This is a genomic window from Sphingobacterium sp. UDSM-2020 (assembly GCF_016132525.1).
GTDB lineage: Bacteria > Bacteroidota > Bacteroidia > Sphingobacteriales > Sphingobacteriaceae > Sphingobacterium > Sphingobacterium anhuiense.
The window spans coordinates 5799770-5813334 of the sequence record NZ_CP066166.1; the positions used below are offsets into that span (position 1 = coordinate 5799770).

Sequence of the window (13565 nt, forward strand, 5' to 3'; positions counted from 1 at the left end):
TCTTTAAATAAGTTCAGATGATCAATTTGGTTGATTTACATTCTTAATAAAGCTCTTTGCCTAAAGAAATATAATTTGCCAATAGAATCTAATTTTAATTATTGCCCAACATTTGCCCCACTATCGCACTTTTTGCCCCACTATTGCCCCACTATCTTGTAAGAAATACTTGAACCCGAGGTACCCGTTTTAAGAAGAACTTTAAACTTATCTACCAGTTCTGTTAATTCAGTTGTTGCAGTTCTTTTCGATATATTATTCAACGTCTGATAATCACTATTCGTTATTTTCCCTTTTTCTCTTGCAAACAAAACAGCGTTCACCTGGCGATTATTCAATCCAAGAGCCTCAAGATACTCGGCATTATAAATATCCTTCTTGAATACAACCCAAAAATCTGATCCCTCGACAAGATAACTAGGTTCTGGAAGCCCTCCAGCACTACACAACTCCGTCATCTTGCTAATGCCACGTCCCCAGGACTCCACGTATCCACTACGGAAAAACGCATTCGCTATATCCGGATTAAAGGGCCTCGACGAATGGCTCTTTAATAAATTACTCACCGTCCAGTTTTCCGGAAGATGGCCCTCATTCCATATCATAAGCTTATCAGGATACACACGAATCTGAATCGGTGTAGAACCAGAATAATCTTTATGAGCTATGGCGTTTAGTAGAGCCTCACGAACAGCCTCCTTCGGGTATTCATACGTTTCATTACGATGGATTCCATCATAACTGATCATCGCCTTTATATATTTGGTAAACAATAGATCAATGGTCCCCTCAACTTGCTCAAATAAATTCCCATGGACCTCATCCTGAAAAATAAGGTCCGCTTCTCTCTCAAAATAACCAATCTTCACGTAAGCTCCAGTCACAAATTTTTCAGGATCCACATGAAAAAGTAAAATAGCCGCCCGTTTTAAATAACCATTCTCAATCAACTTCAAATTTTCAAGCAAATGCTCATCATCATCCGTCAAAGTATCTTCAGACAAGCGCTTATTTTTAAAACCACGATTACGAAAAAACACAAGAGTTTCCTTCTTCAGGTCACCGACAGCAACTCGAGGAACTGCTGCACCATCCCACCTAACCCCTTTCTTTTGCAATAGAAATTTATCCAAAGTGGCACCTTTCATTTCCTGTTTCGTACTGCCACTCCTATAATGATATTGTCCCTTATAGTTCACAGCATTAGGATAAGGATCCACGATAATTTCTATGAAATCATCCCCCTCAGTTTCATGCAGATTAACATCGACTAGAATACCCAACACGTCGCGCACCTTATTCGGAATATCTTCTAACAGTTTCTTAGCATCCGCTACACCAACAGTCTTACCACTATCATCTATCCCGATGAAAATAGTACCACCATTCGCATTTGCAAAACCACATATCCATTTCAGATATTCATCCCTCCAGCTCTGCTTGTATTCAATATTTTGAGATTCTGCCATAATCTATTCTAGCTAATTTTCAATATTACTAAAAATCGAGGATTTATAACCATCTAGCCGAATTAATTATGAACAAACAAGTTAACACCGTAAAAAAACTGCCGCATCTCCTTAACCAAAAAGAGATGCGGCAGTATTAAACCAATACAAAAATAAATTTATCTACCCAATGCCTTCCGACGCTCCACCTCAGCCTGAAGACTCTGGAACCATTCCTGGTACACACGAGGCTCATAGATCATTTGTTCCTTACTATCCTTATTCACCTGTCCCCAATAACCATTTCTACTGGTTTCGCTTCCTTCATACATCGAGATCTTAACCTCCGTCACATCATCATTAACAGCCTCCACATAAAACATGGCTTTAGAAGTATTAGCATCTTTAGAAGAGCCAGTCCAAAACCGCTGTGATGCAGCATTTTTGTTTTCAATTCTCTTACTCGCATTGATTAGGCCCGTTTCTTTATCAGCACGGTCCACAATATAACTCTCCGATTGTAGCAAGCTAATAATGGACTTAAATATCAAATCTTGACCAGATTCAAATTGTTTAGTTGTCATCATTTTTACTTCAGCTGGCGATTTAGTCACCATTTGAGTAGCACACGAACTCAACAACGCGATAAAACATAACAATACTGTCGTTTTCTTCATTTCAATATAATTCTAAAAGTTAATATGCGGTGGATACGACCGAATAATCGGCTACAACATCATGCTCATCAAACGTGATGATGAGATCGAAAGATTTACTACTACTACTTTGGCTAGCACGCTGCCCTGCAAAAAAATCCGTAGATCCAGCTTTATTCTCGACAGACATACGATTATAACTCCAAACCTCTTTATTCGATTTGTTTTTAGAAACCAAGTTCGGAGAACCAAACAGCTTAATGATTTCATCTTGAGTGGTCTCCCCTTTAATCACCTTACTTTTTACAGTACCCATGGTGAGGTTACTCTTTTGTGTATTTCCCTCTGTTGCATACTTGTAACTAGTACAAGAGGTAAGTGACAAAACAAATAATGCTGAAAGTAATATTTTATACATAGTTTAAAATTTTGGCAAACATATCCAATACAAACAATTAATAGTTACGGTTATCCGTAGCTTTAAATGATAATATTCCCTTATCATAGCACAAAATAAAACAGGTTCAATGCAGTGTACGTACACAGTTCAAAAACACCTGTGCATATACACTGCACATAAAAAATGTATATTCGTTTTTAAACCAAGTAAAATACCATATGGCCACCAACAAACACGCAATTATTCGATATGAAGCACTCGATAGATGCCTTTCCAATAGAGGAAGAAAATTCTTCATCGAAGATCTAATACTATACATTGCCCAAGCCATCAAAGACTACACCGGTAGCGAAGCATCCATATCCCGAAGACAAATATTTAAAGACATTGATTTTATGCGCAGTGAAGCAGGTTTTCGTTCACCCATAGCATCTTACAAAGAAGGTCGTAAAACTTATTATCGTTACTCTGACTCCAGCTACTCACTAGCAATGCAACAAATCAATCCTGTTGAGGCTGACTTACTAAAAACAGCACTTGATATGCTTGGCCGATTTAAAGGCTTACCACAATTTGATTTCATACAAGAACTTACGCTTAAACTGAAAAAAAGCTTCCAATTAGAAGAACTAGGTGATTATATCCTTTTTGATCAGAATGAGTATCTAAAAAATCTAGACCTATTAGGCAGTTTATTAAACCACATACAAAACAAGCAAACACTGCAGTTATCTTACAAATCATTCAATCAGGATAAAGAAGTAAATTTCATTATACATCCATACTTCCTCAAACAGTATAACAAAAGATGGTTTCTCTTTGGTCAGTGTGAAGGTTATGATACCTGGACTAACCTACCATTAGACCGTATAACAAAATTTATAGCGCTAGACAACGTCGAATACATACCTAACACAGATTCTCCCGATAATTACTTCGAAGACCTGATCGGTGTAAGTAAGCCAATTAATGTCCAGTCCCAATTCATACAAATTAAAATTAACCAAAAACTTTGGCCATATATCGAATCAAAACCTTTACATCCGTCACAAAAAGTAATTAACAAAACTGCCGAGCACACAACTATTCAACTGGAAGTTATTCCAAATTATGAGTTCTATTCACAAATCCTCGGATTTGGAGCTTCCTTAGAAATATTATCTCCTACAGCTGTAAGAGATGCAATAGGTCAAAAACTAAAAGATAACTATGGCTTATATTTCAACTAATTATCTACTGTGCACATTGAGTGCATAGTTTGTGTAAATCTTTGTATCAATATGTCAAATTCAAAATTTGAAGTATTCGTGAGTTCAAGGAATCCGCAATACTATTTTCGATTAAAATCAGGTAATGGTGAAATTATTTTAGGAAGTGAGGGCTACGTTACCAAGCAAGGCTGCCTAAATGGGATTGCATCTGTTAAAGTTAATGCACCTTACGACAGTCGCTATGAAAGAAAGGACGGTTATCAAATTTACTCTTTCAATCTGAAAGCGATTAATGGTGAGATTATCGGTCGTAGTGAAACCTATGTCTCATCAGCTGGAAGAGAAAACGGAATTGCTGCAGTGAAGCGCGATGCTCCAAATGCTACTACAGTTGATTTGACTTAACCACTTATAACATGTGCTGAACGATATAAATTAAGTATAGCACATGTTATTTTTTTTCGATTTTAAATTATTTATCATGGATAACAAAATTACAGTTACAGTATTCTGTCCCACATGTGGTCTCTCAGATTTTAATCATAAAGAAGATGAAACCTATATTCAATGCAATAATTGCAAAAGAGAATATTTAGGAGGTATAGATGAACTTTTAGAATACAATCAACAACAGGTGGATGATGGTACTGCGGCATTAGGTCAGAAATTGTTAGATGATTTTGGAAAAACCCTGGAATCAAAATTCAGGAATAATAAAAACTTTAAATTTAAAAGATGATGGAAAATATAGACTACTCCTTAGTAATTTCACTTGTATCTTTAGCCGGAACAATATTCACTTTTTTATTTTACGATGGCAAAATAAAAAAACAGGAAAAAGAGCTCAATAAATATCAACTTAAAAAGAATCACGAAGAGGAACAGGATATTAAAAAAGCAAATCTGAGAGCGAATATTTATCAAAACGGTAGAAACAAAAAGTTAAAAATATATAATCATGGTCAAGCTAAAGCTAGAAATATAAATGTCAAATTTGACAAAGATTACAAATATTTCATCAGTGAAAATCCTTTTCCAGTCGAATTTATACATCCACAAGGGTTTCAAGAAATAACACTTAGCATACACAAAGGTACCCCAGATCGTTTTGGAGTTGTTATCACTTGGGATGATGATTATGCTTCAGGTAGAACCTTTGAAGATTATATTCAAACATTTTAATTATCCTTATCTTTGCACCACTAAAAAAAGTCAAAATTAGTAAAAATATAATTTGACGTACTATTTTAACCCAACAACAATGATTACCGGAGAATTAAAATCCCAAATAGATAAAATATGGAATGACTTCTGGACAGGAGGAATTTCCAACCCATTGACCGTCATCGAACAGTTCACCTACTTGATTTTCTTAAAACAACTGGATGACAGACAGACCACTATTGACAAAGAAAAACAACTTTTAGGTAGTTCAAAAAAAACCGATATATACACGGAAGAACAAAAAGCATTACGCTGGTCCTACTTCAAAGAGCTAGACCCCGAACGCATGATGGATATCTTCCGTAGACCGCAGACAGATCTAGACAACCTTACAGCGTTCGACTTTATGCGTACCCTAGGTACTGCTGGAGGTAAATTCTCCGAATACATGAAAGGCGCCACCTTCATGATCGAGAGTCCTAGCTTATTGGATAATGTCGTACAACAAATAGACAAATTGCCGTTGAGTAATAGAGATACTAAAGGGGATTTATACGAATACATGTTGAGTAAAATTGCTGATGCTGGCAAAAACGGACAGTTTCGTACGCCTAGACACATCATTCGTATGATGGTAGAACTGATGCAACCAAAGCAAGACGATACCATCTGTGATCCAGCAATGGGTACCGCGGGTTTCCTCGTCAATGCTGCCGAATACATCCAAGAGACACACGAAGACTGGCTGTTAGAAAAATCTTTCCGTGAACATTATTATAGCAATATGTTCAACGGGATGGAGATTGACCCATCTATGTTACGTATAGCTTCGATGAACCTACAATTGCACGGCATCGAAAATCCGGTATTAATTTCGGGTTCTGCATTAGCCGAGCGAAACGATGTTAGCTCGCAATACTCCCTAATCTTAGCTAATCCACCGTTCAAAGGTGCCTTAAACAGCAACGATGTAGAAAGCTCATTGCTGAAGATGACCAATACCAAGAAAACGGAACTCCTATTTTTAAGTCTAATGCTTCGCATGATGACATTAGGCGGTCGAGCGGCGGTTATCGTACCTGATGGCGTGTTATTTGGATCATCGACAGCACACAAAGCGATTCGTCAAGAATTGGTAGACAATCAGCAACTGCAAGCCGTGATATCTATGCCTTCAGGTGTATTCAAGCCATATGCGGGAGTAAGTACAGCAATCCTGATCTTCACCAAGACCAATTCTGGCGGTACCGATAAAGTATGGTACTACGACATGAAAGCTGACGGGTATAGCTTAGATGATAAACGAAATGCCGTCACAACAAATAACATCCCCGATATCATAGCGCGGTACCATGAATTAGCAAATGAACAAAATCGAGTACGTACTGATCAATCTTTCTTTGTGCCTGCAGAGGAAATCCGCACCAATGCATACGATTTGAGCATCAACCGCTACAAAGAAGTCGTGTACGAGGAGGTAAGCTATGAAAAACCAGCTACAATCTTGAACCAGATTGCTCAAATCGATCAGGAGAGACAAATATTGTTAAACGAATTGAAAGGGCTATTGTAGTATGTGGGAGAAAGTTAAGCTGGGAGAGCTCGTGAAAATTAACAAGGGCAAAAAACATACTCCATCAGACAGTGGTGAATTCAGATATATAAATATTGAAGATTTACATAATCCTTCTAATTCAGTCTTTACCAACGAAAAAGGAACATTTGTAAATAAAAATGATGTAATCATAGCATGGGATGGAGCAAATGCAGGGAAAGTTGGTATTCGACTAGAGGGTGTAATTGGAAGTACATTAGCAAAATTAGGACTTAGCAAAAACTCTGTATCTTCAGATTATTTATATTGGTTTCTAAACTCGAAAAATGAAGTCATCAAATCACAAAGAACAGGAGCGACAATTCCTCACGTTAATGGAAGTGCATTAAGAGACCTCGAAATAACCCTTCCTCCATTACATATTCAAGAAAAAGTAGCAGAGATCTTGGATAAGGCAGATGAATTACGTCGTAAAGACAAAAACCTACAATCCAAATACGACGAACTCGCACAAGCTATCTTTATCGATATGTTCGGCGACCCAGTCCGAAATGAGAAAGGTTGGGATAAAGCTTTGCTTAAAGAATTTTATAAAAATGGCGTGAAGTGCGGTCCGTTTGGATCAGCACTAAAAAAAGAAGAATTTAAGCAAAATGGTGTTCCTGTTTGGAATATGGACAATATTCAATCCTTTGAATTCTTAGACTTACCAAGTCTTTTTGTTTCGGAAGAAAAATATATTAGTTTGAAACAATATGAGGTTTTAAATGGCGATATCATTATCTCACGTGCAGGCACTGTTGGTAAAATGTGTGTTGTAGATTCAACATTTAAAAAATCGCTATTAAGTACTAATTTGATTAAATTATCACTAGACGATTGTATGTTAAAATCACTTTTTTTTGTGTGTCTAATGAAGTTTTTTTCAAAACGGTTAGGTCGTCTTAAGACTGGTGGTGAGGAAGGATTTACACATATGAATACTGGCGTCCTTAATAATTTAGAGATTTATGTTCCCCCAATAGCCATCCAAGAAGAATTCGCAAAAAAAATAGAGCTAATCAATCAGCTCAAAGCGCAGACAAATGCAGAGAAGTCCGAAGAACTATTTCAATCGCTATTACAAAAAGCATTCAAAGGAGAGTTAGTAAGTTAAAATCTTACTAACTCGTCATCGCGAGGCACGAAGCGAACTCAAACCTGACCGCACAAACGGTATACCTCCAAAATCGACACCTCGTAACAGTTCGCCATGAAATAGGCTAAGTCCTTACTAAAAAAAGCTCTCAAATGCGAGTTAATGATTGAATCGAGACTGTTTAATGATTTTCATTCTATTTTTTAAAGAAAAGATATGAAGTATATAAATAAAGGAATTTGCATATTTTGCAAAAGTACCAAACCAGATGTTACATTTAACGAGAAGCCTCATACTATGCCTAGGAGCCTTGGTAGCAACAGCATTGGGTTTGATATATGTGACAATTGTAATCACTATTTCGGCCAACCAGACAAACTTTCTAACCCACCTTTAACGATTGAGGTTTGTGTCAAAGAAATTCTTGGTTTAACAAAGTATCTTTTGCAATATCAGCAAAAGTCCCAAAACACGCGACTTAAATCTATCTATTTTGAGTTTTGGGCTACTACAGGTAAGTTGAAAGTAAAAAGCAAATATCGATTTACGCGTGATTTTCAGAAAGCTCTTTTAAACCAATTTAAACGAGGTTTGTACGAAATGTTTTTGCAGGAATATCACAAGGAAACAAAAAAAGGATTAGATGACCGATTTGATGAAGTTAGAAATTATGCAAGATATAATGAAGGAGATATGCCACTTTATCATCTACAGAGTTCAAACGGTATAATCCCTATCCACGAAAATTTTGCATCACCCCAATTTACTTTTACTCAAACTAGAATTAATGATATAGAGAAATTTGGTTTTTGTACATTAATTATTTTTGGTAAATGGTTTTATCTTGAGGTGACATCCCAGGCGGCTGTCAATCGAGAAGAGTACTTAAATAATGAGGCCAAAATAATCGGTTCCGGTTTTGTTTTTAATGGGTTGGTAGAAGTAAAAAGCATTAATGATATTGATTTTATGCTAAGGAAATTGTTGGGTAGATAAATTGGCATATGGAAAACCGTTATAGATAAAGCAATTCCTTCTTCACACCTAACCATATTTTGTTTATCTTTAAAAGCAAACCAAGTATCTTTTTAATGGCATCAAATTTTGAATTTTTAGCAGAAGAGTTTCCACTTATTTACCAAGAAATTACACTGGCAGAACAGAATACCTTCACTGCTCCTCGTTATGCAGCAATGATTTGTCGTTCGACATTAGAAATGTCACTGTTTTGGCTCTATGAAAACGATGTAGACTTTGAAATGCCATTCGATAAATCAATCAATAGCCTACTACATACAGACTCATTTCGTGACAACATAGGAGCATCGGTTCGTGAAGAATTAAATTCCGTCCGTTTATTAGGAAATATTGCCTCCCATGCTGGAAAAGGAAATACTGTAAAATCAATAAAAGATACAGAAGCTTTACATGCACTTAAATGTATGTATAACTTTTTATATTGGATGGCCAAGCTATACGGTAGACGCTTTCCGGCAGAAACTCAATTTGATGAACAATTAATCCCTCATGGCCAGATAGCGGACATTAATGCCAAACAGGTTAAAGAATTAAACACTTCTTTCCTAGAGGCTCAAAAACTAGCCGTTGAAGCTTATAAAGATAAACAGAAAGCTTTACTACAAAATCAAGAGTTACGCAAACAATTAGAAGAGATACAGTCCCAATTAGCAAATAGAAAAGAGGATAGAGAACAAGTCATAGCTGATTTACCAACGCCTCCGGTCTTAATATCTGAGTTTGAGACTCGTCGTTTATTAATTGACCTTTACTTACGTGAAGCAGGTTGGGATAACCTTCAAAAACCGCGCGATTTAGAATTCGAAGTGAATGGAATGCCTTTATCGACTAATCCTTCAGGCAAAGGGTATATTGATTATGTCCTTTGGGATGATAATGCTAAACCTTTGGCGATTATCGAGGCTAAAAGTACACTTTACGACTCCAATAAAGGGCAGCATCAAGCTTCACTTTATGCAGATTGCCTAGAGAAAAGTACAGGACAGCGTCCTATCATATTCTATTCCAATGGATATGAAACGCATATTTGGGACGATCAATTTTATCCTCCTCGCCAGATTTACGGTTTTTACACCAAACAAGAATTACAGACTTTAATTAAAAGACGGACTTCACGAAAAGATATTAGAAAGTTTGAAGTCAATACCACTATCGCTGGTAGACCATATCAACTGGAGGCGGTACAACGGTTATCAGAGCATTTTGTAGCAACCAAAGACAATACATTAAGAGGTAAACATCGTCGTGCATTATTAGTAATGGCAACAGGCTCCGGTAAGACACGTACTGCTGCCGCAATCGTAGATATGTTGACCAAATGCAATTGGGCCAAGCGCATTCTTTTCCTAGCTGATAGAAATGCATTAGTAACTCAAGCAAAGAATGCTTTTAAAGAGCATTTACCTCATTTATCAGCAGTCGATCTTACTAAGGAAAAAGAAACTAGTCATACTAGATTGGTTTTTTCGACCTATCCAACCATGATGAACTGCATTAATAATCAAATGGAGGGCGATAATCGGGATTACGGAGTGGGTCACTTTGATGCTATATTTATCGATGAGGCACACCGTTCCATCTATCAAAAATACCAATCCATATTTGATTATTTTGACGGACTACTAATAGGATTGACAGCTACCCCAAAAAAGGAGTTAGATAAAAACACCTATTCATTCTTCCAACTGGAAGATGATATTCCAACTTTTGCTTATGAATTGGATACAGCAGTAGCTGATGGTTATTTAGTACCCCCTCGCTCCTATTCGGTACCGGTTCATATGGTTCGTGATGGTGTAAAATATAAAGACCTCAGTGATCAGGATAAGGAAGAGTTGGAAGAGAAACTTGGATTGACCGAGGTATCAGATGAAGAACTACAAGAGTTGGAGATCGGCTCATCTCAGATCAATTCATTTCTATTTAATGAAGGTACGGTAGATCTTGTGTTAGACCACCTGATGAATGATGGTCTAAAAGTAGCTTCTGGTGATAAATTGGGTAAAACAATCATCTTTGCACGCAACCACCGTCATGCTGTATATATTGAGGAAAGGTTCAATAAAAATTATCCAGAATATGGCGGCCATTTCTGCAGGGTAATTGATAATTACAATGATAAGGCACAAGACTTATTAGAGAAATTCTGCTACGACAAAGAAGAGCTTGCTCCTCAAATTGCTATTTCGGTAGATATGATGGATACTGGAGTAGATGCACCTAGTGTATTAAACTTAATATTCTTTAAACCTGTAAAATCATATGCTAAGTTTTGGCAGATGGTAGGTCGAGGCACACGCCTACGTCGTGATTTATTTGGACCGGGTGAGAACAAAGAGCATTTCTTGATATTTGACTATTGTCGAAACTTAGAGTTTTTTCAAGAAAACCCTGACGGTCAGCCAGCCAGCACACAAAGACCTTTAAGTCAACTCTTATTTCTCGAGCAATTGAATGTAATCAATCTCATTCAACAAAATCCAGATGCCAATTCACAAGATTTGCATCTAGCTACGGAATATACCGATGGTCTGTATAAAAAAGTAGCGCAATTAGATACCGCTCGATATGAAGTCAGAAAACATTTGGCAGCCGTTCATCAATTCTCGGATAGAGCCAATTGGAACAGTCTTTCAAAATCGGATATATTGACTATTGAAATGGAGTTATCTCATTTAGTTCCTTACACTGATGATACGGATGAAATGGCTAAAAGATTTGATTTAAACAGTTACAAATTACAGGTCGCTATGATAAACAAATCTCCACGTCAAACAACCATTATCCAGAATTTTATGGAAATAGGGAAAAGACTCCTAAAAAAGAGAAATGTTCCTGCTGTGGCTGCTAAAGAAGTTTATATTCGAGAAATGTCTTCAGTAGATTTTTGGCAAGAAGTATCACTATCAAAAGTAGAAAATTTACGAAAACAAATTCGAGACCTCATACATTTACTCAAAGAAGAAAATATTGTTCAACCGATTTACACCAAATTAGAAGATAACCTGATGCGCGAAGATATCGTAGAATACGATATTATTGAAAACTTCAAAAATCTGCAAAGTTATAAAGACCGTGTAACAGCATTTATCAAAAAAAATAAACACCATATGGTAATTGATAAATTGCATAAAAATCATCCTATCAATGCATTTGAATTACAGCAGCTCGAACAATACCTAATAGCCGAAGCTCTAGGTTCAAAAGAAGAGTTTACAAACGAATTTGGTGACCAACCCCTAGGAACCTTTATCCGCTCCATAATCGGTTTGGATCTAGAAGCCATACAATATCATTTCACAAACTTTATTGCCGAAGCAAACCTTTCCGCAAAACAAATCAAGTTTATGGATACCGTTATCCGCTATTTTGTAACGAACGGATATCTCGACACAGCAGATCTAATGGAGCCACCATTTACAGAACTAGACGATAGCGGAGTAATTGGACTTTTTGATGAAAACAATGTTGTTAAACTTATTAGGTTAATTAAGCAAGTCAACCAAAACGCGGATATAGGGGCTTAAAAAGCATATATAATGAACTGGCAGAACGACCGCCTACTTCCGGCGATATCAAATTATTTGTTTGCAGAAATTATTAAATGATAAGTTGAAGCTAAACCAAAGAGAAAAAATAAAAATAAAACCCGCAGTCTGCTAACCAGACTGCTGATTAATCACCTGGGCGTAGAACAGCCAATTGATAACAACATTCAGTATTATAATAATAGGTTTGACCATGATATGCAATATAATTGATGCGATAATAACATCATTGTCGTGTAAAGAGAACTGGCAAATGATTATCATTCCAATTCTAGCTCCAGTAGCAACAATTATTGGAACATACACGCTAACAACATATAAAATTAACAGAGATCAAAAGTCCAGAAAGTTGGAAAATGAGAAAAGTCTAAAGAATGAGAAGAAAGATATTTTAGATAGTATTGATTTAATGGTTCTTTTAGCGAACCAACATTTAGGATCGATTAATTCAATGAAAAATGGTATATCGTTTGATGTCTTCAAAATCAATTCATTAGCAATATTTGCTAACGAACCGCTAATTTTCCTTAATCAAATACCTAAAAGCAAACTTGACCTAATCTTTGACAGACACGAAATAGTCGAACAAGAAAAGCTACTTGTATATGGAAATTTTCTAACTTCACGTCAACTGTTGTTGCAACTCTACAAAAGCCTCGATGCATGGAATGAACAATACCGTATTAAACATGAACAACTGAATGCCAATTTTTCAGACGCCTTATTAAATTTATTGAATTACTTGGAAGTAATATCATTTGATAATCATTGCAACAAAAAGATCAAAACACTATTTACCGACTTTCTCAATGAACATCAGCAATATACTATTTCAGCACGTTTTAAAAATGAATCAGAAATTACTATAGTAGATAGTCTAGTTTACTCTCTCGTTAAAAAAATGAAGGAAGATGGATTCTACTTTGAATTGGAGGATTTCCAGAAGCATTATATAAAGATAGAGTCAATGATTATAAGTATTAAAAGCTTTTGTCACAATAATCAAATTTTTCTAAGTAGAATAGAAGAAGCTATAAATAAGCAGATAGAGCAAATGAGAATTTTTGATTCCACCTTTGAAATGTAGAATTTTGAAAATGAGCAAAACCGTTGAAATCCACACACAGTCAAATATCTTTTAATCCTATGACCAAAGGTAGAGATCAATTTATCCACATATAAAAATATCATTATTTTTACTTTTAATCAAGGGGGTTACCGACATTCATGTCGGTAACCCCTCTTTTATTTTATATAAACAACTGTTTTACACAAACTTAGCTACAACTTATTTTCTATACAATTTCACTTTTTCATCAAAAAAAAACACACAACACACTCATCTTCAATAATATAATAAGGTTTAATCAAAAAAAAAGGAAATAAGGCATTCGTCGATCCTCCTTC

General features: G+C 36.1%; 12 protein-coding genes. 9 read left to right on the forward strand and 3 right to left on the reverse strand.

Annotated elements, in window-relative coordinates; translation table 11 throughout:
• Positions 1-140: 140 nt before the first annotated feature.
• From JAZ75_RS24625 to JAZ75_RS24635, 3 genes are all read right to left on the reverse strand, one after another.
• Positions 141-1469, reverse strand: a complete 1329-nt coding sequence (locus JAZ75_RS24625) for an ATP-binding protein (protein WP_208699189.1) — start codon at positions 1467-1469, stop codon at positions 141-143.
• A gap of 158 nt (positions 1470-1627) precedes the next feature.
• Positions 1628-2125 (reverse strand): hypothetical protein, encoded by a 498-nt coding sequence (locus tag JAZ75_RS24630; protein ID WP_208699191.1) that lies wholly within the window; start codon positions 2123-2125, stop codon positions 1628-1630.
• A gap of 19 nt (positions 2126-2144) precedes the next feature.
• A complete protein-coding gene (locus tag JAZ75_RS24635) occupies positions 2145-2522 on the reverse strand; it encodes a hypothetical protein (protein ID WP_208699193.1) in 378 nt (125 codons plus the stop codon).
• A 200-nt stretch (positions 2523-2722) separates the two neighbouring features.
• Between JAZ75_RS24635 and JAZ75_RS24640 the strand changes: the two genes are divergently transcribed.
• The 9 genes from JAZ75_RS24640 to JAZ75_RS24680 all read left to right on the forward strand — a co-directional run bounded on the left by JAZ75_RS24640 (position 2723) and on the right by JAZ75_RS24680 (position 13245).
• Positions 2723-3733: a helix-turn-helix transcriptional regulator gene (locus JAZ75_RS24640; RefSeq protein ID WP_208699195.1), complete on the forward strand. Its 1011-nt coding sequence runs from the start codon at positions 2723-2725 to the stop codon at positions 3731-3733.
• Between the two features lie 51 nt (positions 3734-3784).
• Entirely contained in the window at positions 3785-4120 is a 336-nt protein-coding gene (locus JAZ75_RS24645) for a YegP family protein (RefSeq protein ID WP_208699197.1), read from the forward strand.
• Between the two features lie 76 nt (positions 4121-4196).
• A complete protein-coding gene (locus JAZ75_RS24650; protein WP_208699200.1) occupies positions 4197-4454 on the forward strand; it encodes a hypothetical protein in 258 nt (85 codons plus the stop codon).
• Positions 4451-4897 (forward strand): hypothetical protein, encoded by a 447-nt coding sequence (locus JAZ75_RS24655; protein WP_208699202.1) that lies wholly within the window; start codon positions 4451-4453, stop codon positions 4895-4897. Before JAZ75_RS24650 ends, JAZ75_RS24655 begins: the two co-directional genes overlap by 4 nt.
• 79 nt (positions 4898-4976) lie before the next feature.
• Positions 4977-6452, forward strand: a complete 1476-nt coding sequence (locus JAZ75_RS24660) for a class I SAM-dependent DNA methyltransferase (RefSeq protein WP_208699205.1) — start codon at positions 4977-4979, stop codon at positions 6450-6452.
• A 1-nt stretch (position 6453) separates the two neighbouring features.
• Positions 6454-7590: a restriction endonuclease subunit S gene (locus tag JAZ75_RS24665; protein WP_208699206.1), complete on the forward strand. Its 1137-nt coding sequence runs from the start codon at positions 6454-6456 to the stop codon at positions 7588-7590.
• Between the two features lie 198 nt (positions 7591-7788).
• On the forward strand, positions 7789-8568 hold the full coding sequence (locus JAZ75_RS24670) for an HNH endonuclease (protein WP_208699207.1): 780 nt from the start codon (positions 7789-7791) through the stop codon (positions 8566-8568).
• A 95-nt stretch (positions 8569-8663) separates the two neighbouring features.
• Positions 8664-12137, forward strand: a complete 3474-nt coding sequence (locus JAZ75_RS24675) for a DEAD/DEAH box helicase family protein (protein ID WP_208699209.1) — start codon at positions 8664-8666, stop codon at positions 12135-12137.
• A gap of 274 nt (positions 12138-12411) precedes the next feature.
• Positions 12412-13245, forward strand: a complete 834-nt coding sequence (locus JAZ75_RS24680; RefSeq protein ID WP_208699212.1) for a hypothetical protein — start codon at positions 12412-12414, stop codon at positions 13243-13245.
• Positions 13246-13565: the final 320 nt, after the last annotated feature.

Excerpts from the sequence above, each read along its gene's own strand:
- JAZ75_RS24645 (WP_208699197.1), top strand. The coding sequence starts at position 3,785 with ATGTCAAATTCAAAATTTGAAGTATTCGTGAGTTCAAGGAATCCGCAA.
- JAZ75_RS24625 (WP_208699189.1), bottom strand. The coding sequence starts at position 1,469 with ATGGCAGAATCTCAAAATATTGAATACAAGCAGAGCTGGAGGGATGAA.
- JAZ75_RS24635 (WP_208699193.1), bottom strand. The coding sequence starts at position 2,522 with ATGTATAAAATATTACTTTCAGCATTATTTGTTTTGTCACTTACCTCT.
- JAZ75_RS24660 (WP_208699205.1), top strand. The coding sequence starts at position 4,977 with ATGATTACCGGAGAATTAAAATCCCAAATAGATAAAATATGGAATGAC.
- JAZ75_RS24630 (WP_208699191.1), bottom strand. The coding sequence starts at position 2,125 with ATGAAGAAAACGACAGTATTGTTATGTTTTATCGCGTTGTTGAGTTCG.
- JAZ75_RS24670 (WP_208699207.1), top strand. The coding sequence starts at position 7,789 with ATGAAGTATATAAATAAAGGAATTTGCATATTTTGCAAAAGTACCAAA.
- JAZ75_RS24665 (WP_208699206.1), top strand. The coding sequence starts at position 6,454 with ATGTGGGAGAAAGTTAAGCTGGGAGAGCTCGTGAAAATTAACAAGGGC.
- JAZ75_RS24680 (WP_208699212.1), top strand. The coding sequence starts at position 12,412 with ATGATTATCATTCCAATTCTAGCTCCAGTAGCAACAATTATTGGAACA.
- JAZ75_RS24655 (WP_208699202.1), top strand. The coding sequence starts at position 4,451 with ATGATGGAAAATATAGACTACTCCTTAGTAATTTCACTTGTATCTTTA.
- JAZ75_RS24640 (WP_208699195.1), top strand. The coding sequence starts at position 2,723 with ATGGCCACCAACAAACACGCAATTATTCGATATGAAGCACTCGATAGA.
- JAZ75_RS24650 (WP_208699200.1), top strand. The coding sequence starts at position 4,197 with ATGGATAACAAAATTACAGTTACAGTATTCTGTCCCACATGTGGTCTC.
- JAZ75_RS24675 (WP_208699209.1), top strand. The coding sequence starts at position 8,664 with ATGGCATCAAATTTTGAATTTTTAGCAGAAGAGTTTCCACTTATTTAC.